This window comes from Pseudomonas sp. NPDC087614 (assembly GCF_044743485.1).
In the GTDB taxonomy this organism is placed as follows: Bacteria; Pseudomonadota; Gammaproteobacteria; order Pseudomonadales; family Pseudomonadaceae; genus Aquipseudomonas; species Aquipseudomonas baetica_A.
Map to the genome: position 1 here is coordinate 93,856 of NZ_JBIUWN010000006.1, position 20,307 is coordinate 114,162.

The following is a 20,307-nucleotide window of genomic DNA, read 5'->3' on the forward strand; positions in this document are numbered from 1 at the left end:
CCGGGAGTTTACCGAGAGTGCCGCATCGACGGTAAGAGCGCTTTGGCGAGCAAGCCCCCTCTCAACCCTTTCTCTTGTACGCAATGCAATCGATCTCGACCTTGCAATCAACCATCATGCTCGCCTGTACGCAGGCCCGTGCCGGGGCGTGCTCAGGTTTGAAGTATTCGCCGAACACCTTGTTGAAACTGGTGAAATCCCGCGGGTCGTCCAGCCATACGCCAGCGCGAACCACATCCTCCAGGCCATAACCGGCCTCTTCGAGAATGGCGATCAGGTTCTTCATGGTCTGATGGGTCTGCTCGACGATGCCGCCAACAATGATCTCGCCATCCACCGCGGGCACCTGGCCGGACACGTGCAGCCAGCCATCCGCTTCAACGGCGCGAGCGAAGGGGCGTGGCTGACCGCCAGCGGCCGTGCTGCCGGTGCCGTATCGAGTAATGCTCATGGGTACTTCTCCTGATTACAAAGCAAAAATTAGAACCGCGTGCTCTTGAGAAACTCAGCCAGCCGCGGTGATTGCGGGCGTTCGAACAGCTCCTTGGGAGGCCCCTGCTCTTCGATCCGCCCCTGATTCATGAAAACGATCTTGTCCGAGACCTCGAAAGCGAAACGCATTTCGTGGGTCACCAACAGCATGGTCATGCCTTCGTCGGCCAGGCCCTTGATCACGTTAAGCACTTCGCCGACCAACTCCGGGTCGAGCGCCGAGGTGACTTCGTCGAACAGCATCAGGCTCGGGTTCATGGCAATGGCCCGGGCAATCGCCACGCGCTGTTGCTGACCGCCGGACAACTGACCCGGGAAGTGATCACGCCGTTCCAGCAGGCCCACCCGCTCCAGCCATTTCTCGGCCAGGACCACGGCTTCGTCCTTGTGCATTTTCTTCACCTTGAGCAGCCCAAGGGTGACGTTCTGCAAGGCCGTCAAGTGCGGGAACAGGTTGAATTGCTGGAACGCCATGCCGGTCATCGCGCGATGACGGGCGATGACTTTTTCTGCGTGGCGCACGCGTTTACCGTTGACGTCGTCATAGCCGATGGATTCGCCGTCGAGCAGGATCTGCCCGCCCTGGAACTCCTCAAGCATGTTCACGCAACGTAGCAGCGTGGTCTTGCCCGACCCGCTGGAGCCGATCAGTGTCACCACGTTGCCGCGTTGCATACTGAGGTCGACACCTTTGAGTACTTCGACCGAGCCGTACTGCTTGTGCAGGCCACGGATGTCCAGCAGTGGCTGGCCGTTTTGTACGTTGGAAACTGGAGCGTCTGTCATGGCAAGGCCACCCGTTTTTCAATGTGCCGGCCGAGTAATTCGATGCCGAAGTTGATGACGAAGAACAGAAAACCGGCGAACAGGTAGAACTCCAGTGTCATGAAGTTCCGAGCGATGATCTGTTGGGTGCTGAGCAGCAATTCGGCCACGCCGATCACCGACAGCAAGGTCGACGCCTTGACGATTTCGGTGGACGAGTTGACCCAGGTCGGCAGAATCTGCCGCAGCGCTTGGGGTAACAGCACGTAGCCGAGGGATTGATAAAACGTCAGGCCAATGGCTTTGCCCGCTTCCATCTGGCCGCGAGGCAAGGCTTGCAACGCACCGCGTACGATCTCGGCAACGTGGGAGCCACAGAACAGCGTCAGGCCCAACGCGCCGGCCTGAAAAGCGCTGATCCGCCAGCCCAGCGCCGGTGCCATATAGAAGCAGGCCAGCACCAATACAAACACCGGCGTACCGCGAATGATGTCGACGTAAAAACGAAACGGTGCGCGCATCCAGAACTTGCCGTAGGTCAGCACCAGACCCGCGACGACGCCGAGCATCGTGCCGAACAAAATCGCCAGCGCCGACACCTGCACACTGGTCAGAAAACCCTGCCAGAGCGGCTCGCGCGCCACCCATAACTCATGCAACCAACTGGGGGATTGGTACATCACAGCCTCCTATCGGCGGATCGCCAGACGCTGCTCCAGATAACGCAGCAGCATGGCGATGAGGTAACAGGCCGCGACATACAGCGCCGTGGTCACCAGCCAGGTTTCGATCACCCGGTAGCTCTCGACGTTGATTTTGCGCGCGTAATAGGTCAGCTCCGGCACCGCAATCGCGGCAGCCAACGAGGTGTCCTTGAACAGCGAAATGAAGTTGTTCGACAGCGCGGGCAAGACGTTGCGCAGCATTACCGGCACGGTGACGTAGGCCTTGACCTGCCATTCACCGAGGCCGATCGCCAGCCCGGCTTCGCGCTGGCCTTTGGGAATGCTCAGCAAGCCACCCCGGAACACTTCGGTCAGATACGCCCCGGCATACAACGACAGGGTGATGATGAACGACGGGATCTTGTCCAGCCGGATCCCCAGGCTCGGCAACGCAAAGTAGATCAACAGAATCAACACCAGGATCGGCGTATTACGCACCACCGTGACGTAGACCGAGGCCAGCACCCGCAAGGCGCGATGCCTGGACAGCAAGGCAAACGCCATCAGCAGGCCGATCACGCAACCGATGGCGATCGACACCAGCGCCAGTTCAAGGCCCAGACCCAGCCCCGCCAGCAAGGTGTCGAAATCGCGCCACACGGCGGCAAAGTTCAACTGATAGTTCATGGTCAGCAGTACCTTGAGCGGGGCACGTTATGGGCGCCCCACTCTCACAGGATCATTTGAATTCGACAGGGAAACCGATGGCCGGCGATGGCAGATCAACACCGAACCATTGCTTGAACGACGCCGCGTAAGTCGGGAATTCAACGCCGGTCATGGCTTCATGCAACGCCGTGTTGACGAAGTTCAACCAATCCTGATCGCCACGTTTGACGGCGCACGCGTAGGTCTGCGGGCTCCAGGCATAGCTCGGGCTGCGATAGCGGCCAGGGTTCTGCACCATCAGGTATTTGACCGAGGACTGGTCGGTGGCGGCGGCATCGGCGCGGCCGGAGTTCACGGCCTGATACATCAGATCGACGCTGTCGTACTGATCGACCTTGGCTTTGGGCAATGCCTGATGCACCAGTTCTTCGGCGTATACGTTTTGCAGCACCGCGACCGTCACGCTGTCGCCCGCGGCTTGCAGGTCTTCGATTTCCTTGTACTTGCTGTTGTTCGGCAGCAGCAAGCCAACACCTTCGCGGTAATACGGCAGGGTGAAGGCAACTTGTTGGGCGCGGCTGGCTGTCACGGTGATGAACTGGCAACTCATATCGACTTTGTCGGTGAGCAGATTGGGGATCCGCGCATCGGACGACTGCACCACGAACTCGACTTTGCCCGGGTCGTTGAACAGCCCTTTGGCCACGATCCTGGCGATGTCGATATCAAAGCCCTGCAACTTGCCGTCCGCGCCCTGAAAGTGCCAAGGCGCATTGGTGCTGCCGGTGCCCACAATCAGTTTTCCGCGGGCCAGCACACTGTCGAGCTTGCTGTCGGCGGCCTGAGCCAGGCCCATGACAGTTGAAGAAGCTGCAAGAACAAAAACACACGCTTTGAACAAGGAAGGTCGGCGATGCATGGCAAGCACTCCTGAGACTGTTTATTCCGCTACAACGGAACTTGGTTTGTTACTACGGAATAGACAGCAGAAAGTGTGCCACAGGATTCGCCAGGAATCTGCAATGGATTGAAATGCTCGAAGAATCAAAGGGATGCATGATGTGCGGCATTAGGCGCTACGTGAGGTGCCACTGCCCAACGCTACCGAGGGCCACACATGGGCGGGTACTCGGGCAACATTCGGGTGCACCGTGATCAAGCGAGCGCACTGCTTTAGTGATGCCTGCCTGTCAACTCTGACAGTAGATGAGAGGGTTCGATGGGGGTTAACGTTGCAGTCGCGCTCACTCGTTGAACAAGGAGGTTTCCATGCAAACGACAACTCGTCGTTCGGACTTGCCTGCCATTTACCGTAAAGCCCTGAAAACCTGGCGGCCGGTCATCCTGTACTTCGCCAACGAACACTGCCCCGCCTGCGAAAGCGCCGGGCCGATTTTTCGTCAGACTGCCGAGCCGTATCGGCATCGTGCCAACATCTACATGCTCAATACCCGTGAGTCGCCGCGCCATCCGCTGGTCACGGGAACGCCGACGGTGCTGTTCTACAAGAACGGCAGGCTTGTGAAGAAACTCAAAGGGATTGGCACAGAAGAAACACTCGCGGCGGACTTTGCCCGGCACATTGGCAACACCAAGGCACCAGCGGTGCAGCAAAAATCACGGCACGACCTGATCTGGCTTCGTCGTACGTTGCGTCATCTGTGCACCATCACCGGTGCGCGCCGGCAGAGGCGCGGCGCCTGATACATCGCCTTCGCGAGCAAGCCCGCGCCCACACTGGACTTGTGGCTGGATCACAAATCATTCGCCCCTCCCAGCCCATGGCGCTGGCGGGGTCTATAGTGATCAGGTCTTGTGCCCAGCCGTCGAGTGCCGCCCATGGCCCACACCGAACACCTGATCATCTGTGAGCACTGCGACTGTGTGTACGAAAAAGTCGTGCTCACTCAGCATCAGAAGACCCTTTGCACGCGCTGCGGTGGCGTGTTGCAGCGCTACAACGGTTTGACCGCCGAACAACGGCTGGCCCTGAGCTTTACCGCGGCCATGCTGTGGTTGTTCGCCAATTTCTACCCGGTGATGAGCATCAGCATGAAGGGCCTGAAAAACAGTGCAACGCTGTGGGATTCGGTGCTGGCGCTGAGTCAAGGGCCCATCACGTTCATGGCGATGGTCGCGGCGATTTCGATCATCATCGCCCCGGCCTTTCAATTGGTGCTGTTGATCTGGGTGCTCAGCTTCGCCCTCTCTTCACGCCGAGCGCCGGGCTTCAAGGTCTGTTTGCGCTGGCTGGAAACGTTGCGCCCCTGGAGCATGCTCGAAGTCTGCCTGCTGGGGGCGATGGTGGCGGTGTTCAAACTCGCGGGGTTGCTTGATGTGTTGCCGGGCATCGGTCTGTTTGCCCTTGCCGCACTGAGCCTGATGATGATCCGCATCGCCGGCCGCGACATTCGTGATCTGTGGGACATTCCATGAAACGACCAGCGACGGCCAGCGAACTCAATCTCTGCCTGTGTCACAGCTGTGGGCTGGCCTGTGACATGAGCGACGAGCCCCAAGAGTGCCCGCGCTGTGACGCACCGTTACACCGGCGCAAGCCCCATTCACTGGCTCGCACCTGGGCCTACCTGTTTGCAGCGCTGGCGTTTTATGTGCCGGCCAATCTGCTGCCGGTGATGAACACCGTCATGCTCGGCAACGGCGCCGACAGCACGATCATGAGTGGCGTGCTGGAGTTCTGGGACGGTGGCGCGTGGGACATAGCCCTGATCATTTTCATCGCCAGCATCGCGGTGCCGGGCATCAAGTTCGTCGCCCTGTCGCTGCTGCTGATCACCGTGCAGTGCGGCAGCGGTTGGGCGCGTCGCGAACGCTCGAAACTGTTCCGCTTCGTCGAGCTGATCGGCTATTGGTCGATGCTCGACGTGCTGGTGGTGGCGTTGGTCGCAGCGCTGGTGAAATTCCAGGCGCTGGGCGATATCGAGCCGCGCCCGGGCATCCTGTTCTTCGGCATGGTGGTGGTGTTCACCATGCTCTCGGCGATGAGTTTCGACCCTCGGATGATCTGGGACAACGCCCCGGACGACGAACTGCTCAGCGACGCAGAACCGCCAGCAGCACCTGCAACGGATGGCGCAGCGCCTGATCCGACTGGCGCTTGACCTGGCTGCGGCACGAATAACCGGTGGCCAGCGCCTCGCCCTGCGCCACCGGCACATCAACCTGCCGCGCCCACGATTGCTCGTAGATCACCGCCGACGTTTCGCGGTTACGCGCCTCGTGACCATAGGTGCCGGACATGCCACAGCAGCCGGTGGCCTGAGTCGCCAGTTTCAGTCCCGCGCGTTCAAACACTTGCTCCCATTGCCGAGTGGCGGCCGGGGCGTTGGTTTTTTCCGTGCAATGGGCCAGCAAACGGAACGTCTGGGCATTGCCCTGACGAACCTGTTCCGGCATCACCTTGAGCAACCACTCCTGCACCAGCGCCACTTCCGGGCATTGCTCCATGCCGGGCACTTTCAAGTATTCCTGGCGATACACCAGGGTCATCGCCGGGTCCAGCCCCAGCAGCGGCACGCCGACATCCGCCAGTTCACGCAGTTGCCGGGCATTGCGCAGCGCCGCGCGGTTGAACGCCGACAGGAAACCCTGAACATGCAGGGGTTTGCCGTTGGCGCTGAACGGCGCCAGATACACCTGATAACCCAGACGCGAAATCAGTTCGATCAGGTCTGCCAGCAGCGGTGCTTCGAAGTAACGGGTGAAGGCGTCCTGCACCAGCACCACGCTGCGCTCACGTTGCGCCGCGCTCAGTGCAGACAAGGTCGCCACCGTCGCCGGTTGCACCTGCCAACGGCGCATGGCTGCGTGAAAATCAAAGCGACTGAGCAGCGGCACATCGACCATGCCCCCCAAGCGTTCGAGCAGGCGGCGAATAAACGAGGCGCCCATCAAACCGTTGTACAGCGCCGGAATCCGCGCCATGTACGGGATGCTGTATTCCAGCGAGGCAATCAGATAGTCCCGTGCCGGACGCAGATAACGGCTGTGATACAGCTCAAGAAACCGCGAACGAAACTCCGGCACGTTGACCTTGACCGGGCATTGTCCCGCGCAGGACTTGCACGCCAGGCAACCGGCCATCGCGTCGTAGACCTCATGGGAGAAGTCTTCGGACTGCGCACGGCTGTTGCGCCAGCGCTGCCACAGCGATGAGAAAAACGCCGGGCGGCGAATGGCATCCGACAACACATCAACCCCCGCCTCGCCCTGCAACCGCAGCCACTCGCGAATCAACGAAGCCCGGCCCTTGGGCGACTGCGAACGTTCGCGGGTGGCTTTCCACGACGGGCACATCGCATCGTCCGGGTCGAAGTTATAGCAGGCACCGTTGCCGTTGCAGTGCATGGCCGCGCCGTAGCTCTGCCAGACTTTTTCGTCGATCTGCCGATCCAGTTCGCCGCGCAAAGTCACTTCGTCGATTTTCAGCAACGTCGCATCGGTATTGGCGGCAGTGGCGATCTTGCCCGGGTTGAATTGGTTGAACGGGTCAAACGCCGCCTTCAGGGCTTGCAGTGCCGGATACAGCTCACCGAAAAACGCCGGTGCGTATTCCGAGCGCAGGCCTTTGCCGTGCTCGCCCCACAGCAGGCCGCCGTAGCGTTGAGTCAACGCGGCAACACCGTCGGACACCGGGCGCACCAGCGCCGCTTGCTGCGGATCTTTCATGTCGAGAATCGGCCGTACGTGCAGCACGCCCGCATCGACGTGGCCAAACATGCCGTACTGCAGGCCATGGCTGTCGAGCAAATCGCGCAACTCGGCGATGTACTCGGCCAAATGCTGCGGCGGCACGGCGGTGTCTTCGACAAACGGCTGCGGCCGCGCTTCACCGGCGACGTTGCCGAGCAGACCAACCGCCCGTTTGCGCATGCCGTACACCTTGCTCACGGCGGCCTGCCCGACGGCCAGCGTGTGGCCCAGCCGCTCAACGGTTTGATCGCTGATCAAGTGTTCGATGAAGGTCTCGACCCTGCGCTGCAAGTCTTCGGGATCATCACCACAGAACTCGACCAGGTTGATCCCCAAGGTTGGCCGCTCGGCGCTTTCCGGGAAATACTCGGCAACGCCGTGCCAGACGATGTCCTGCATCGCCAGCAGCAGGACTTTGGAGTCCACGGTTTCGATCGACAACGGTTTGAGCGCCATCAAGGCCCGGGCATCGCGAAGCGCGTCCATGAAGCCTGCGTAACGAATGTTCACCAGCATCGTGTGCTTGGGGATCGGCAGCACCTTCAACTTCGCCTCGACCACAAACCCCAACGAACCTTCAGCACCGCACAGCACACTGTTGAGGTTGAAACGGTGATCGGCTTCACGCAGATGCGCAAGGTCGTAACCGGTCAGGCAGCGGTTGAGATCGGGGAAACGCTCTTTGATCAGTGCACCCTGCTCATCGATGATCTGCCGGGCGCAGCGATAGACGTCGCCAACCCGGTCTTGCCGGGCACACAGCGCTGTCAACTCGCTTTCCTCCAGTGGCAGACCGTGCAGACGCTCGCCACCACGCAGGATCATGTCGAGTTCGAGCACATGGTCGCGGGTCTTGCCGTAGGTGCAACTGCCCTGGCCGCTGGCGTCGGTGTTGATCATGCCGCCGACGGTGGCACGGTTGGAGGTCGACAACTCCGGTGCGAAAAACAGCCCGGCGGATTTCAGCGCGGCGTTGAGCTGATCCTTGACCACCCCGGCCTGCACCCGCACCCAGCGCTGCTCAACGTTGATGTCCAGAATGCGGTTCATGTGCCGCGACAGGTCGACGACGATGCCGTCGGTCAGCGACTGCCCATTGGTGCCGGTGCCACCGCCGCGTGGTGTGATCACCACTTGTTTGTAAGCAGGCTCGGCGATCAGCCGTGCAACCCGCGCCACATCCTCGGCATCCATGGGAAACACCGCCGCTTGTGGCAGGCGTTGATAGATCGAGTTGTCGGTCGCCAACACCACGCGGCTGGCGTAGTCGGCGCTGATTTCACCGCGAAAACCGCTGGCCTTCAGGGCTTTGAGAAACTGCTGGTAATCGGCGGTCAGAGCGGTAGCGGGCGACAGTTGGGCAATCATCGGTCAGGGCATCTCAGGGCAAATTCGGGTCGTGTGGCGGTGAACAGTTGTACGCAACGAATGATTGCGTCACCCTCCGCCATCTAATGGTGCCCATGTTCATTGTTGAAGGACGCTGGGACAACCGTAAATTCGACCCGCTATCAATGACTTTTACGAATGAATCCGCGAACGCTCACGCCCTCCATGTCGTTATTGCTGGCCTTCGAGGCCGCCGCACGCCATGAAAGCTACACCCGCGCCGCCCATGAGCTGTCGTTGACGCAAAGCGCGGTCAGCCGTCAGGTGCAAATTCTGGAGAAGATGCTCGGCATGCGTTTGTTCAATCGCGAGGGTCGCAAAGTCGTCCTGACCGATGTCGGGCGCATGTATCAACGCGAACTTGCAGAAGCCCTCGGGCAGATCCGCAGCGCGACCCTGCAAGCCATGGCGTTTGGTTCCGGCATCCACAGTTTGCGATTGGCAACGCTGCCAACGTTTGGCTCGAAATGGTTGTTGCCGCGCCTCAAGGACTTCTACACCGCGCACCCGGGCATGACCGTGCACCTGCACTCACGCATCGAAGCGATTGACTTTGATACCAGTGAAATCGATGCCGCCATCTGCGTCGGCGGCGGTGAATGGCCAGGGCTGACAGCCCTGCCCCTGCACACAGAAGAACTGGTGGTGATTGCCAGTGCACAGTGGTCTGCCGACGAGCGCAATGGCGCAGAGCAGCACATCGCCGGGCAATTGCTGCTCAACGTCAGCAGTAATGCCCAGGCATGGGCGGAATGGTTCAGCCATCACGCCTTGCCGCATCGCAGCATGCGCATCGGGCCGAGCTTTGAAATGACGTCGCACTTGATTCAGGCCGTACGCGCGAATATCGGCGTAGGCCTGGTGCCACGAATTCTGGTCGAGGAAGAGTTGTTGAATGGCGAGTTGCTGCAACTGGGAGAACCCATCACCAGTCGGCGCAGCTATTACCTGGTCTATCCACCGCGCAACGAAACTCTGCCGTCGCTGAAGGCGTTTCGGGACTGGTTGGTGGATACGCTCTGACGGTGCTCCTCAAGCAGTCGTCAGAGGCAGTCACGCACCGATTTGCGCAACGAACCGGACTTGGCCCACGGCGGCCCCTGATACAGCGATACGCGGCTGCCGTCCTTGTATTTCACGATATCGAGAATCTCGTCAGCGGTGATGATGCTGGGCGCCGTAACGCGGTAGCCGTTGGAAATCGACGTCTGCGAAGCCTTTGCAACATCCTGCTGCCATAACGGCAATACACACGCGGCATAGTCTTTGGGTGCTTTGTCACTGGTCTTGCTGAGATTAGGCTCACCCGGCACCAATGAAGCCGGCAACGAGCAACCGGCCAACATGACCAACGCCAAACTCCCGATCCATATCCGCATCATGTTTTCCTGCTTAAAAAAAAGCGAATGTATCGCGTAACGGAGTACACATCCATCATGGCCCCGCGCCCTCAATGGTGATTGGGCAATTTTCATGTCCTTTGAGCCGATGACAGACGAACTGCGCACACACCGTGAAAAATGCGACTAGTCTTTTCTACCGAGAATGTTCTGGAGATGACCATGCGGCTCAATGAATACGAACACGAACTTCAGCGTGACTTGCAAAGTGTGGCCTCGGATCTGCGATGGTCGGCCGTCGACCTCAAACGTATCGCCGAACAGTTGCGCCAGTCCGGCAACGAGGCGGATGCTCAGACCGTACTGAGATCCTGCGAGGTACTACAGAGCGATGAAGAGCGGCTGCAACTATATGCCAAGGAAGTAAAGGCTCGCGCCATCAGCCGTACCAAGGTTCACTGAGGCCGACGCTGCCCAAAACACAAGCCCCGGCATAAACCGGGGCTCTTTCGTTACAGGTTACAAATATTTAGCTCACGCTCTCAGTTTGAGCACGTGTCGAGCGCTTTTTGTAACCGGGGAGCGCCGCTGCATACGCCAGCGCCTCTTCTCTGCTGCGAAACGACGCCAGCCGGTCACCCTGGGTGCAGACCCGCCACGGGCCGTTGTTCACGCTGAGCACGTCATAGCCGTTCATGTGCATTTTGTTCAACATGGGAATGCTCATGGACACCTCCTGTCCGCTAACGGTTGGTTCAGCTACACGCTTTTACCTTACACCCTGATTGCGCCGAAGTGCCGACCGAGTGTCGCGATGCTGTCTGTCAGGGGTTTGGCCGTTTTCGTACAACCAAAAGCGCCAAAACCCAAGGAACCTTGAGCAAGGACCCGGCTCGAATATTGCAGTTTTATTTCATGCTTGTGACAGGCCGCCAAAAAGGTAACAAATGAAAGTACGCGCAACCGTTATTTGCGAACAGGATCGACACGTACTCCTGGTGCGCAAACCCCGCTGCCGCTGGACATTGCCCGGCGGCAAGGTCGAGCCTGGGGAAACCCGAGCGGATGCGGCCATGCGTGAATTGCAGGAAGAAACCGGACTGGATGCCGACGATGTGCTTTACCTGATGGAACTGCAAACCGGGAGCACGCGGCATCACGTCTACGAGGCATCGGTATTGAACATTGACCAGGTACGCCCGCAGAACGAGATCACCGATTGCATCTGGCATCCACTGGACGCGGTACAGAACCTGGAAACCAGCGACGCGACGTTGCGCATCGTTCAGGCGTTTCAGCGGCGTTTATGAGGTTTAACCGGCAAAAGCCCTGCGTCCCGCATTGATCTCCGTGCGTAACTCACCGATGAAGTTGGAAATATCGCGGATCGTGACGAGATGTTCCGGGGAAACACCATTGAGCAGTAACTCGACGTGACCGCTGTCGGGCTCATAGACTTTGATTTGCAATAGCCCCTGCGGCGTAGGAATGCAGTCGCATTTAAACGCGGGGAAGCCGGATTCGACAATGCGGCAAATATCGGCGATGGCAAGCATGGGCTGACGCCTCGCAGGCGATGAGAAAGTCGGTCAACCCACAAAGCATAGATGAGCCATTGGTGCCCTGCTCGATACAAAAATGCCAACCGGATCACAACATTGACCCGACGACTCAGAGGGCGTCATGATCCCAGACCCAGTTCCAGATGCCCGGTAACTCCACTTGATCCGAACTTTGCTGAACCGTGCGCGCCAGCGCGGCCTTCTCCAGCGCAGCGTGGTCATCGTAGAACGGCTTGTCCGCCAGCCTCACGCCTGTGGCGGCTGCACTGTCCAGCAGGATTTGCAGATATTCGCGAGTATGCCGCGCGGTGTAGCGATTGAGGTCATGGAAGGTCACCACCACCGGAATGACCCCGTCCACGGTTGGAAACTCGCCAAGAGCGATGCGTTCCCGGACTTGCGACAACTGCCGCAACAGGTTCGCCCGGCGCCGCGGGCTGGCGTTAAACCCCCAAATCTTGCCGTCATTAGCGCTCAAATCCGTCAACAAGACGTGTAATCCATGTTGTTGATAGGCGGCAAAAGTGCGCTTGTCGTAGTTCCAGAATGGCGGACGCAATAACCGGGGTGGCGCCCCGGTAATGGCGGCGATGTCAGCCGTACCGTTGCTCAGCGACGTTTCCAGCTCCCGCGGGTCGAGCAAGCGATGATTGGTGTGCCAGTGGGTCGCGGTGTGAAAACCGAGGATATGCCCCTCCTCATGCTCGCGACGCATGATGGCGCGGCCGATCTCGCTGTCGCCTGCCCTCGGCGCACGGGTCTGGACGAAGAACACCGCTTTGATGCCCGGTTGCAGGGGGTTGTCTTTGAGGCTGTCGAGGACCGTGGCCGACGGATTCCAGAAACTCGAGGCGCTGGGGCCATCATCGTACGTCAGCAAAAAGCGCACCGGCGCTTGAGCTTTCAGGCGTGTTTCGGTTTGCGCGGTCAATTCGATGGGCGCGGCAATGCAACCGGCCAACCCCAAAACAATGGCCGCTGCACAAAGAAGTCTGAATCCGGTTGTCATGTTTCGCCTTGAGTCCGACCGCTGCGGTCACGTTGTCGATTGGCAAAACTCCTTCGCCCTTACCCTTCCCTGCGCCCGGTTCTGCGAGCCGAGGCTGGATAAGGTACACAGGGTTTGGTTCCGGCGCTCGCTCAGTTAGCCAGTGTCTGCTCAAGACAAGGATTAAGAGCGCATCAGCGACTAAGCTGAAACCGTCCAACCGGAGATTCAGCCCATGTGCGCAAGACTCTCGCAGTACCGTGGCATTCACGATTTCGTTGCTGTGCTGAGCATCCCGGATGCGTTGCTCAATCATGTGGGCGACGCGCCGCTGAATCGCTACAACGCGGCCCCGACCACTTCGCTGGCCGTGCTCCATCAGCACGATCAACGACTGTGCGCTGACAACCTGCGCTGGGGCTGGCGCCCACACTGGGCCAAGGATCGCGCAGCGCCAATCAACGCGCGAGTGGAGAAAGTCGCCCATGGCCCATTCTTCCGGGCCATCTGGCGGCATCGCTTGATCGTCCCGGTCGACAACTGGTTTGAGTGGGTGGATGCCGAGGATAAAACCCGACAACCGTGGCTGATCCGTCGGGCCGATCACGGACCGATTTTCTGCGCCGCCATCGGACAACTTCCTACATCCGGCACGCAGGCGCGGGACGACGATGGATTTGTGATCATCACTGCGGACAGCGTCGGCGGCATGCTTGATATCCATGATCGTCGACCTGTGGTGTTCTGCGCAGATTTGGTGCGCGAATGGCTCGATCCAGCAACGCCCGTCGAACGCGCCGAACATATGCTTCTGTTCGAAGGCGAACCGTGGGAGACGTTCGAATGGTACAAAGTCGCTAAAACCGTAGGAAATTCACGCAATCAGGGCGCCAGGCTAATAGAACAACTGACCTGAATGTTCTTTGCATCAATTTATTTAAAAAGATTCGAATCAATAGTGATTCCGTTTCATTACAACAAGCGTTTCAACAATGACACAGCCCAATGCGAAACAGTCGTTTGAACGAACTAACCGCCTGTCAGACATTTCAACCGTCATACATACATTTAGAGGCGCTAGCGATAGCATGCGCGCCGCATTTCCATTTGGCATATCAGTTGACCGAAGAGTCAACAAAACCAGGAATCCCCAACAACTTTTTCAAACCTGCAGAGAATCAAGTTGCGCGACGATTTTGCAATCAAACAGGCCAACGACCTGGAGTGTATTCATCTGTCCATGACAGAACGCTTTCAACTCGACTGTTTTATCGGCCACTACATAAAAACCCGAAACCTGCGTGCCGTTCCCGACATCGAACGTATCCTGCGCACCACCCTCGAAGGGTATCCTGGTCAGGCACCGGTGATGGTCAACGAACTCAATGCCTGGATCGACAAAACCCTGGGATATCGGGCCTCACACCCCGATTTCACGCAGATGGACGATCTCTGAAATAACGAAAAGCCCCGCTCAGGCTTTGATGCGGGGCTTTTTCGCAAGAATCAATTACAACTTGCGATCAGGCTCCGATAGCTCTCTGCCGTCATCGTGTTTCCAGGTTTGCTCCTTGTGCTTCTCCCGCTCTATTTCTTCTTGCGTCGGCTCATCCGTCTCATCGTCATCCCGTTCAGGATGCTCTTGCTCAGTCGTCATGCGCACCTCCTGTCACAAGTAAATTACCCTCCTTACAGCGTAGAGCAGTTTCACGCGGGCAACTTACAACCACCAGCGTCTTGAAGAAACCTACTGCGCGGCAACCGTGAATCGCAGATAACGCTCTCCATCCAGAAAAGCCATTGATAACGGTGCCATTAAAAAACCTCTCTGGCTTGAACAAGCTTGCGCCATTGCCCAAGGCCTGCGCGTAACATAACGCCTTTCACAATCGCGTCAGGGAGACAACATGCTGTACCGAATCGCAGCCGACGGGCTGGTGCTGTTTCATTTGTTGTTCATTGTGTTCGTGCTGTTCGGCGGGTTGCTGGTGCTCAAGTGGCCACGGCTGATGTGGTTGCACTTGCCCGCCGCCGCGTGGGGCTTCGCGGTCGAGGTGTTGCACCTGACCTGTCCGTTGACCTACTGGGAAAACCTGATGCGCCACGGCGCCGGACAGACCGAATACGCCGGTGGATTCATCGAGCATTACATCTGGCCGATCATCTACCCGGCCGGGCTGACACCGCAGATTCAACTGGCACTCGCCAGCGTGGTGCTGGCGGTCAACCTGTTGGTCTATGGGCGGCTGATCCGCTCGTGGAAACTGCGCCGAGCCAGGCGCATTCCGTTTTAACGCGACGCGGATTTCAAGGCTTCCAGCCACGCCGGATCAAGGCGTGGCTGATCGATATCAAGCCCCAACGCCTGCATGCGTTCCTTATGCTGCTCAACTTCCCGCCACAGTTGCCCGTGATCACTGGAGTTACCGTCCAGTTCATGCATCTGGGTCAGCCCCAGATGATAGAAGCGCAACACCTTCATCGCCGTCGGATCGTTTTTTTCTACCGCCGCCGTCACCTGATGCATCACATTGGTGACACTCATCAGGCTACGCTTGAGCCGCCAGCTATAAACAGCCGGGGCCATCCAGCTCTGATTCCAGAATCGCCCGCGCAACAGCCCCGCCGTCAACAGGAACGCGACAAACACCCCACCGACATTGAACCGCAGATTATCGCCGCCAGGCTCACCGAACAGCGCCACTGCCACCGCCGAAAACAACATCGCCAGCACCAGAAACAGCACGGCGATGATGATTGTGCTGCGGCGGGTCTGCTGGCGAAAAGTAGCGGCATCCATCGGCTGAATTTCAAACATCACGAATGACTTCCTTGAGCGGCAAAAAAGGGCAACGGAAAAAACCGGCCGGGGCATTATCGCCTCTGCGGCGGATTTAGCTATGCTGGGGCTCCTTTTCATCTTTTTATCAATCAACGGGGACATGGCGGTACAGCGCAGATCGTGCCATCTTCATTCATGGATACACACTATTCGGATGCCATCGCCTCGTCTTGAGATGACATCGTTTTAAGGATCATTGCATGACCCAACGACACGTAATCAACGCCTCGGTCAGCCCGAAGGGCAGCCTGGAAACCCTTTCTCAACGTGAAGTTCAGCAACTGAGCGAAGCCGGATCCGGCAGCACCTACACCCTCTTCCGCCAGTGCGCCCTGGCCATCCTCAATACCGGCGCGCATGTCGACAACGCCAAGACCATTCTTGAAGCCTACAAGGATTTCGAAATCCGCATTCACCAGCAGGATCGCGGTGTGCGCCTGGAGCTGCTGAACGCTCCCGCCGACGCCTTCGTCGACGGCGAAATGATCGCCAGCACCCGGGAAATGCTGTTCAGCGCTCTGCGCGACATCGTCTACACCGAGAATGAACTCGACAGCCAACGCATCGACCTGAGCACCTCGCAAGGCATCAGCGACTACGTCTTCCACCTGCTGCGCAACGCTCGCACCCTGCGCCCGGGTGTCGAGCCGAAAATCGTGGTGTGCTGGGGCGGCCACTCGATCAACACCGAAGAGTACAAATACACCAAGAAAGTCGGCCACGAACTGGGCCTGCGCAGCCTCGACATCTGCACCGGTTGCGGCCCCGGCGTCATGAAAGGCCCGATGAAGGGCGCGACCATCGCCCACGCCAAACAACGCATTCATGGCGGTCGCTACCTCGGCTTGACCGAGCCGGGCATCATCGCCGCCGAAGCGCCCAACCCGATCGTCAACGAACTGGTGATCCTGCCGGACATCGAAAAACGCCTCGAAGCGTTCGTGCGCGTTGGCCACGGCATCATCATCTTCCCGGGCGGCGCCGGTACTGCTGAAGAGTTTCTGTACCTGCTGGGCATCCTGATGCACCCGGACAACGAGGGCCTGCCGTTCCCGGTCGTACTGACCGGGCCGAAACATGCCGCACCGTATCTGGAGCAACTCGACGCGTTTGTCACCGCCACCCTTGGCGAAGCCGCAAAACAGCACTACGAAATCATCATCGACGACCCGGCCGAAGTCGCGCGCCAGATGACTCAGGGCCTGAAAGCCGTGAAGCAGTTCCGCCGCGAGCGCAACGACGCCTTCCACTTCAACTGGCTGTTGAAAATCGACGAGGGGTTCCAGCGTCCGTTCGATCCGACCCACGAAAACATGGCCAACCTCAAACTGCACCGCGATCAGCCGCCACACGAACTGGCGGCCAACCTGCGCCGGGCGTTCTCCGGGATCGTGGCCGGCAACGTCAAGGACAAGGGCATTCGCTTGATTGAAGAACACGGGCCGTACCAGATCCGTGGTGACGCAGCGATCATGCAACCGCTCGATGCGCTGCTCAAAGCTTTCGTTGCGCAGCACCGGATGAAACTGCCGGGCGGCGCGGCGTATGTGCCGTGTTATCGAGTGGTGGCGTAACTCTTTTGGTTACCACGCAACAAATGTAGGCCTTCGCCTGCTCGCGATAGCGGTACGTCAGTCGCTGTGGATGTCGACTGACCCACCGCTTTCGCGAGCAGGCTCGCGAAGAGACCCGAAAGAACACCATCAACCTTATCCCACCAATCGCATCGCCAACGCCTTCGCCTGTAACGCCACATCGGTCACTGCCGTACTCTCCCACCACATCCCGCGCAACGGCGGGCCCATGGCGAACAGCCGATTCGCTGCCTGCCCGTGTTCGTTCAGCACTGCACCATCAATCGCAGCCGCGATCCCCAACGCCAACGGCCCCGGTCGCACCAATCCCCGCGCCAGCAACTGCTGCGGCAACGGTCGCGCCACCCGACGCCAGTCATACTCGATGCCACTGGAATTGATCAGCGCAGCGCCATGAACTACACAGGTTTGAGCCTCACCACGGCGACGAATGCGAATACTCACACCGTCCGCCACGCACGTTTCAAGCCCTTTGAAAGAAGCCGCCTGAATCCGCAACCGCCCCTCGCCCTGCAGCCGTTCGACCAACTGCGCACTCAGCGGCGGCGAACGATGGTGATGACTCTCCCACCACGGCCGCACATGCCGTACGAATTGTCGACGCTGCACGTCAGTCGCCTGACTCCATAAGCGGGCGATGTGCACGCGAACCGTGTCCAGCGGCGCTTGCCAATCGATGCCTTGTGCGATGGCTACCTGGCATTGCCGACGCAATTCGCGCAACAGCTGCCGAGGCGAGCACAGGCTGTGATCGACGCCAAGAAAGTCCACCCAGGCTGGCGGTTGTCGGCGCACATGGGGCAACAAACCATGACGGGAAAACACTTCGATCGGCCCGCGATGCCCGGCCTGCTCCAGCGACACCACGGCATCGACCATGGTCAGGCCGGAGCCGATGATCAGCACGGTCGATTGCGGATCGAGTTGGCGCATGGCCGCGACGTCCCAAGGGTCAAGTGCGGTGGCGTTGAGGCCACTAGATTCTTTCTGCGGCGTGCGTGCGGCGGGAAACATGCCTGTGGCGAGCACAGCAAATGCGCCGTGTAAAAGTTGACCGTCACTCAAGGTCAAGTGCACTGAATCCGCATCGGCGTGCAGATCGACGACCTCCGCGCGGACATGCTCGACTGTCGAGCCTTGTTGCGCACCGGCATTGCGGGCTTCGGCTAACCGTTGTTGCACGTAAACGCCGAACAATCCACGAGGCGGGAACAACTCACTGACAGGTACATTTTGCTCAGCCGACTCCGGCCAGCCACCAGCGGCAATATGCTCGGTCAGCCACTGCGTCAGGTCATTGGGGTTATCCGGGTCGACGCTCATTCGCGCCGCGTTGCCATTAAGCGTATGGCCAGGTTCGACTGCGCTGTAAGCCTCGCCGCGCCCCACTTCGGCGCGCGGTTCAATGATCAGAATCTTGCGTTGACCGGGCAGACGCAGCAATTGCACCGCCAGCATCGTGCCGCTGAGGCCGCCGCCAATAATCAGGATATCTGCGCTCTGACTCATTCAGATCACCACATTACGGACAAACCGCGCCGCCACATCCCCATCATTGCGATAGGCGTGCGGCTGGTTGCTGGCGAACATGAAAAACTCACCCGCGTTGATGTGCTGCGGTTGATCGCCGAGCATCAGCGTCAGGCAACCCGCAAACACATAAATCTGCTCACTCCAACCGTCGGCATCCGGTTGCGAGGGATACACCTCGCCGGGTTGCAGGCACCACTCCCACTGTTCGACTTCGCGAGTCGCCGTGGCTTTGGACAGCAGCACCGCTTTACTGCCAGGGATCGTGCCCGCCCACGCCACTTCGTTGATGCGGCTCGGATCGCGCGCGTCGGATGCCTGGATCAGATCACTGAAGGCGACGTCGAGTGCTTCGGCGACGCGGTCGAGGGTGGTCAGGCTGACATTCTTTTCGCCCGCCTCGATCGCCACCAGCATGCGCCGGCTCACCCCGGATTTTTCCGCCAGCGCGGTCTGGCTCATGTCTGCCGCGTGGCGCAGACGCCGGACGTTCTGGCTGACGTGTTGCAGGACGGAGGCTCGTTGGCTGGAATCTTTGGGCACTATATTGCTCACTCGGTGGGGTTGGGCAGTATACTGCGCAACGTTGGGCGCATTGTGCGTCCTGCCTTTTATAGTGCGCAAGGTCATGACGTCAGTGAATCGCCCCGACACCTCCCTCCGTTTCGCCCGTTTCAGCAAAGCCGAGTGCGTGCTGGTGCTGATCACCATGGTCTGGGGCGGCACTTTCCTGCTGGTGCAACACGCGATGACCGTCAGTGGGCCGATGTTTTTTGTCGGTCTGCGATTCGCCGCTGCGGCGTGCATCGTGGCGCTGTTCTCTTGGCGCCATCTGCGCGAACTGACCCTGTTCGAACTCAAGGCCGGCGCCTTCATCGGTGTGGCGATCATGCTCGGCTACGGTTTGCAGACGGTCGGTTTGCAAACGATCCCGAGCAGTCAGTCAGCATTCATCACCGCGTTGTACGTGCCGTTCGTCCCGTTACTGCAATGGCTGGTGCTCGGGCGGCGACCGGGGTTGATGCCGAGCATCGGTATCATGCTGGCGTTTACCGGTTTGATGCTGCTGTCGGGGCCGTCGGGGGCCTCGCTGAATTTCAGCCCCGGGGAAATCGCCACGCTGATCAGCGCCATTGCCATTGCGGCCGAAATCATTCTGATCAGCACTTATGCCGGGCAAGTCGATGTGCGCCGGGTGACCGTGGTGCAGTTGGCGGTGACGGCTGTCTTGTCGTTTCTGCTGGTGGTGCCGACGAACGAAGCGATTCCGGACTTTTCCTGGACGCTGCTGGTGACCGCACTGGGACTGGGCGCCGCGAGTGCGGCGATTCAGGTGGCAATGAACTGGGCACAGAAGAGTGTATCGCCGACGCGGGCCACGTTGATCTATGCCGGTGAGCCGGTGTGGGCCGGGATTGTCGGACGGATTGCCGGTGAGCGCTTGCCAGCGATTGCACTGCTGGGCGCTGGGTTGATTGTGGCGGCAGTGATTGTCAGTGAGTTGAAGACCAAGGGTAAAGCTGCCGAAGCAGAGACTGAGCTGGAGCGGGAAACTCAGGGTTAAACCAGGCTGGGTGCTGTCCAAAGCATTGCCTTCGCGAGCGAGCCCGCGCCCACAGGTATTGTTTGTCCCCCGTGAGCGTAAGCCTTCTCGCGATGGGACCATCACTGGCAACTTCCTTTCCTGCGAAACAATGCCAAACAGAAATTTCCAGACTATTTTGTAGGATTCTGAGACATCCTGGCGTTTGGTGATC

The 20,307-nt window shown here is 59.2% G+C and carries 25 protein-coding genes; 11 read left to right on the plus strand and 14 right to left on the minus strand.

Annotated elements, in window-relative coordinates; genetic code table 11:
* Positions 1–61 precede the first annotated feature (61 nt).
* The 5 genes from ACIOWA_RS04035 to ACIOWA_RS04055 are packed head-to-tail and all read right to left on the minus strand — an operon-like array spanning position 62 to position 3,510.
* Positions 62–451 carry a RidA family protein gene (locus ACIOWA_RS04035; protein ID WP_339433137.1) on the minus strand — a complete coding sequence of 130 codons (390 nt, stop codon included), beginning with the start codon at positions 449–451 and terminating at the stop codon, positions 62–64.
* A gap of 29 nt (positions 452–480) precedes the next feature.
* Positions 481–1,278 (minus strand): amino acid ABC transporter ATP-binding protein, encoded by a 798-nt coding sequence (locus tag ACIOWA_RS04040; protein ID WP_401158352.1) that lies wholly within the window; start codon positions 1,276–1,278, stop codon positions 481–483.
* Positions 1,275–1,937, minus strand: a complete 663-nt coding sequence (locus tag ACIOWA_RS04045) for an amino acid ABC transporter permease (RefSeq protein WP_339433135.1) — start codon at positions 1,935–1,937, stop codon at positions 1,275–1,277. The genes ACIOWA_RS04040 and ACIOWA_RS04045 overlap by 4 nt, the downstream gene beginning before the upstream one ends.
* A gap of 9 nt (positions 1,938–1,946) precedes the next feature.
* Entirely contained in the window at positions 1,947–2,609 is a 663-nt protein-coding gene (locus tag ACIOWA_RS04050; protein WP_038368362.1) for an amino acid ABC transporter permease, read from the minus strand.
* A gap of 52 nt (positions 2,610–2,661) precedes the next feature.
* The gene (locus tag ACIOWA_RS04055; protein WP_339433134.1) at positions 2,662–3,510 is read right to left on the minus strand and encodes a transporter substrate-binding domain-containing protein; all 849 of its coding nucleotides are present in this window, start codon (positions 3,508–3,510) and stop codon (positions 2,662–2,664) included.
* Positions 3,511–3,860: 350 nt separating this feature from the next.
* On the opposite strand from ACIOWA_RS04055, the gene ACIOWA_RS04060 reads away from it, so the two are divergent.
* From ACIOWA_RS04060 to ACIOWA_RS04070, 3 genes are all read left to right on the plus strand, one after another.
* A complete protein-coding gene (locus ACIOWA_RS04060; RefSeq protein WP_401158356.1) occupies positions 3,861–4,295 on the plus strand; it encodes a thioredoxin family protein in 435 nt (144 codons plus the stop codon).
* A gap of 135 nt (positions 4,296–4,430) precedes the next feature.
* Positions 4,431–5,027 (plus strand): paraquat-inducible protein A, encoded by a 597-nt coding sequence (locus tag ACIOWA_RS04065; protein WP_339433132.1) that lies wholly within the window; start codon positions 4,431–4,433, stop codon positions 5,025–5,027.
* Positions 5,024–5,713: a paraquat-inducible protein A gene (locus ACIOWA_RS04070; RefSeq protein ID WP_339465938.1), complete on the plus strand. Its 690-nt coding sequence runs from the start codon at positions 5,024–5,026 to the stop codon at positions 5,711–5,713. The genes ACIOWA_RS04065 and ACIOWA_RS04070 overlap by 4 nt, the downstream gene beginning before the upstream one ends.
* Here ACIOWA_RS04070 and ACIOWA_RS04075 read toward each other — a convergent pair.
* A complete protein-coding gene (locus ACIOWA_RS04075) occupies positions 5,646–8,672 on the minus strand; it encodes an FAD-binding and (Fe-S)-binding domain-containing protein (protein ID WP_401158359.1) in 3,027 nt (1,008 codons plus the stop codon). The two genes, ACIOWA_RS04070 and ACIOWA_RS04075, sit on opposite strands and share 68 nt — an antisense overlap.
* Positions 8,673–8,831: 159 nt before the next feature.
* Between ACIOWA_RS04075 and ACIOWA_RS04080 the strand changes: the two genes are divergently transcribed.
* On the plus strand, positions 8,832–9,716 hold the full coding sequence (locus tag ACIOWA_RS04080) for a LysR substrate-binding domain-containing protein (protein ID WP_401158361.1): 885 nt from the start codon (positions 8,832–8,834) through the stop codon (positions 9,714–9,716).
* A 20-nt stretch (positions 9,717–9,736) separates the two neighbouring features.
* On the opposite strand, the gene ACIOWA_RS04085 is transcribed toward ACIOWA_RS04080, so the two are convergent.
* Positions 9,737–10,072 carry a hypothetical protein gene (locus ACIOWA_RS04085; RefSeq protein ID WP_339433129.1) on the minus strand — a complete coding sequence of 112 codons (336 nt, stop codon included), beginning with the start codon at positions 10,070–10,072 and terminating at the stop codon, positions 9,737–9,739.
* Between the two features lie 183 nt (positions 10,073–10,255).
* On the opposite strand from ACIOWA_RS04085, the gene ACIOWA_RS04090 reads away from it, so the two are divergent.
* A complete protein-coding gene (locus tag ACIOWA_RS04090) occupies positions 10,256–10,495 on the plus strand; it encodes a hypothetical protein (protein WP_221729626.1) in 240 nt (79 codons plus the stop codon).
* Between the two features lie 67 nt (positions 10,496–10,562).
* On the opposite strand, the gene ACIOWA_RS04095 is transcribed toward ACIOWA_RS04090, so the two are convergent.
* On the minus strand, positions 10,563–10,760 hold the full coding sequence (locus tag ACIOWA_RS04095; protein ID WP_339433128.1) for a DUF2188 domain-containing protein: 198 nt from the start codon (positions 10,758–10,760) through the stop codon (positions 10,563–10,565).
* Positions 10,761–10,980: 220 nt separating this feature from the next.
* Here ACIOWA_RS04095 and ACIOWA_RS04100 point away from each other — a divergent pair, with 220 nt between their 5' ends.
* Complete coding sequence (locus ACIOWA_RS04100; RefSeq protein ID WP_221729624.1) at positions 10,981–11,343, plus strand: NUDIX hydrolase; 363 nt, start codon at positions 10,981–10,983, stop codon at positions 11,341–11,343.
* A 3-nt stretch (positions 11,344–11,346) separates the two neighbouring features.
* Here ACIOWA_RS04100 and ACIOWA_RS04105 read toward each other — a convergent pair whose 3' ends face one another.
* On the minus strand, positions 11,347–11,589 hold the full coding sequence (locus ACIOWA_RS04105) for a DUF1652 domain-containing protein (RefSeq protein WP_339433126.1): 243 nt from the start codon (positions 11,587–11,589) through the stop codon (positions 11,347–11,349).
* 115 nt (positions 11,590–11,704) lie between these two features.
* Positions 11,705–12,604, minus strand: a complete 900-nt coding sequence (locus tag ACIOWA_RS04110; protein ID WP_401158363.1) for a polysaccharide deacetylase family protein — start codon at positions 12,602–12,604, stop codon at positions 11,705–11,707.
* A gap of 214 nt (positions 12,605–12,818) precedes the next feature.
* On the opposite strand from ACIOWA_RS04110, the gene ACIOWA_RS04115 reads away from it, so the two are divergent.
* Complete coding sequence (locus ACIOWA_RS04115) at positions 12,819–13,499, plus strand: SOS response-associated peptidase (protein ID WP_401158365.1); 681 nt, start codon at positions 12,819–12,821, stop codon at positions 13,497–13,499.
* Positions 13,500–13,766: 267 nt separating this feature from the next.
* Complete coding sequence (locus ACIOWA_RS04120) at positions 13,767–14,039, plus strand: hypothetical protein (RefSeq protein WP_401158367.1); 273 nt, start codon at positions 13,767–13,769, stop codon at positions 14,037–14,039.
* 54 nt (positions 14,040–14,093) lie between these two features.
* On the opposite strand, the gene ACIOWA_RS04125 is transcribed toward ACIOWA_RS04120, so the two are convergent.
* Positions 14,094–14,240 (minus strand): hypothetical protein, encoded by a 147-nt coding sequence (locus tag ACIOWA_RS04125; protein ID WP_339433122.1) that lies wholly within the window; start codon positions 14,238–14,240, stop codon positions 14,094–14,096.
* A gap of 250 nt (positions 14,241–14,490) precedes the next feature.
* On the opposite strand from ACIOWA_RS04125, the gene ACIOWA_RS04130 reads away from it, so the two are divergent.
* Positions 14,491–14,877 (plus strand): DUF2784 domain-containing protein, encoded by a 387-nt coding sequence (locus ACIOWA_RS04130; RefSeq protein WP_339465942.1) that lies wholly within the window; start codon positions 14,491–14,493, stop codon positions 14,875–14,877.
* Here ACIOWA_RS04130 and ACIOWA_RS04135 read toward each other — a convergent pair.
* Positions 14,874–15,401 (minus strand): DUF3087 domain-containing protein, encoded by a 528-nt coding sequence (locus ACIOWA_RS04135; protein WP_339495751.1) that lies wholly within the window; start codon positions 15,399–15,401, stop codon positions 14,874–14,876. The genes ACIOWA_RS04130 and ACIOWA_RS04135 overlap by 4 nt on opposite strands.
* A 224-nt stretch (positions 15,402–15,625) precedes the next feature.
* On the opposite strand from ACIOWA_RS04135, the gene ppnN reads away from it, so the two are divergent.
* Positions 15,626–16,999 carry a nucleotide 5'-monophosphate nucleosidase PpnN gene (gene ppnN, locus ACIOWA_RS04140; RefSeq protein WP_401158370.1) on the plus strand — a complete coding sequence of 458 codons (1,374 nt, stop codon included), beginning with the start codon at positions 15,626–15,628 and terminating at the stop codon, positions 16,997–16,999.
* 135 nt (positions 17,000–17,134) lie between these two features.
* On the opposite strand, the gene ACIOWA_RS04145 is transcribed toward ppnN, so the two are convergent.
* Both ACIOWA_RS04145 and ACIOWA_RS04150 read right to left on the minus strand, forming a co-directional pair.
* Positions 17,135–18,529 (minus strand): FAD/NAD(P)-binding protein, encoded by a 1,395-nt coding sequence (locus tag ACIOWA_RS04145; RefSeq protein ID WP_401158372.1) that lies wholly within the window; start codon positions 18,527–18,529, stop codon positions 17,135–17,137.
* The gene (locus tag ACIOWA_RS04150) at positions 18,530–19,093 is read right to left on the minus strand and encodes an XRE family transcriptional regulator (RefSeq protein WP_339539251.1); all 564 of its coding nucleotides are present in this window, start codon (positions 19,091–19,093) and stop codon (positions 18,530–18,532) included. It lies immediately after the preceding gene.
* A gap of 85 nt (positions 19,094–19,178) precedes the next feature.
* On the opposite strand from ACIOWA_RS04150, the gene ACIOWA_RS04155 reads away from it, so the two are divergent.
* Complete coding sequence (locus tag ACIOWA_RS04155; protein WP_401158374.1) at positions 19,179–20,114, plus strand: DMT family transporter; 936 nt, start codon at positions 19,179–19,181, stop codon at positions 20,112–20,114.
* The last annotated feature ends 193 nt before the right edge of the window (positions 20,115–20,307 follow it).

Bases quoted from the DNA above. Each gene is read 5' to 3' on its own strand.
- ACIOWA_RS04035 (WP_339433137.1), bottom strand. From the start codon at position 451: ATGAGCATTACTCGATACGGCACCGGCAGCACGGCCGCTGGCGGTCAG.
- ACIOWA_RS04040 (WP_401158352.1), bottom strand. From the start codon at position 1,278: ATGACAGACGCTCCAGTTTCCAACGTACAAAACGGCCAGCCACTGCTG.
- ACIOWA_RS04045 (WP_339433135.1), bottom strand. From the start codon at position 1,937: ATGTACCAATCCCCCAGTTGGTTGCATGAGTTATGGGTGGCGCGCGAG.
- ACIOWA_RS04050 (WP_038368362.1), bottom strand. From the start codon at position 2,609: ATGAACTATCAGTTGAACTTTGCCGCCGTGTGGCGCGATTTCGACACC.
- ACIOWA_RS04055 (WP_339433134.1), bottom strand. From the start codon at position 3,510: ATGCATCGCCGACCTTCCTTGTTCAAAGCGTGTGTTTTTGTTCTTGCA.
- ACIOWA_RS04060 (WP_401158356.1), top strand. From the start codon at position 3,861: ATGCAAACGACAACTCGTCGTTCGGACTTGCCTGCCATTTACCGTAAA.
- ACIOWA_RS04065 (WP_339433132.1), top strand. From the start codon at position 4,431: ATGGCCCACACCGAACACCTGATCATCTGTGAGCACTGCGACTGTGTG.
- ACIOWA_RS04070 (WP_339465938.1), top strand. From the start codon at position 5,024: ATGAAACGACCAGCGACGGCCAGCGAACTCAATCTCTGCCTGTGTCAC.
- ACIOWA_RS04075 (WP_401158359.1), bottom strand. From the start codon at position 8,672: ATGATTGCCCAACTGTCGCCCGCTACCGCTCTGACCGCCGATTACCAG.
- ACIOWA_RS04080 (WP_401158361.1), top strand. From the start codon at position 8,832: ATGAATCCGCGAACGCTCACGCCCTCCATGTCGTTATTGCTGGCCTTC.
- ACIOWA_RS04085 (WP_339433129.1), bottom strand. From the start codon at position 10,072: ATGCGGATATGGATCGGGAGTTTGGCGTTGGTCATGTTGGCCGGTTGC.
- ACIOWA_RS04090 (WP_221729626.1), top strand. From the start codon at position 10,256: ATGCGGCTCAATGAATACGAACACGAACTTCAGCGTGACTTGCAAAGT.
- ACIOWA_RS04095 (WP_339433128.1), bottom strand. From the start codon at position 10,760: ATGAGCATTCCCATGTTGAACAAAATGCACATGAACGGCTATGACGTG.
- ACIOWA_RS04100 (WP_221729624.1), top strand. From the start codon at position 10,981: ATGAAAGTACGCGCAACCGTTATTTGCGAACAGGATCGACACGTACTC.
- ACIOWA_RS04105 (WP_339433126.1), bottom strand. From the start codon at position 11,589: ATGCTTGCCATCGCCGATATTTGCCGCATTGTCGAATCCGGCTTCCCC.
- ACIOWA_RS04110 (WP_401158363.1), bottom strand. From the start codon at position 12,604: ATGACAACCGGATTCAGACTTCTTTGTGCAGCGGCCATTGTTTTGGGG.
- ACIOWA_RS04115 (WP_401158365.1), top strand. From the start codon at position 12,819: ATGTGCGCAAGACTCTCGCAGTACCGTGGCATTCACGATTTCGTTGCT.
- ACIOWA_RS04125 (WP_339433122.1), bottom strand. From the start codon at position 14,240: ATGACGACTGAGCAAGAGCATCCTGAACGGGATGACGATGAGACGGAT.
- ACIOWA_RS04130 (WP_339465942.1), top strand. From the start codon at position 14,491: ATGCTGTACCGAATCGCAGCCGACGGGCTGGTGCTGTTTCATTTGTTG.
- ACIOWA_RS04135 (WP_339495751.1), bottom strand. From the start codon at position 15,401: ATGTTTGAAATTCAGCCGATGGATGCCGCTACTTTTCGCCAGCAGACC.
- ppnN (WP_401158370.1), top strand. From the start codon at position 15,626: ATGACCCAACGACACGTAATCAACGCCTCGGTCAGCCCGAAGGGCAGC.
- ACIOWA_RS04145 (WP_401158372.1), bottom strand. From the start codon at position 18,529: ATGAGTCAGAGCGCAGATATCCTGATTATTGGCGGCGGCCTCAGCGGC.
- ACIOWA_RS04155 (WP_401158374.1), top strand. From the start codon at position 19,179: ATGACGTCAGTGAATCGCCCCGACACCTCCCTCCGTTTCGCCCGTTTC.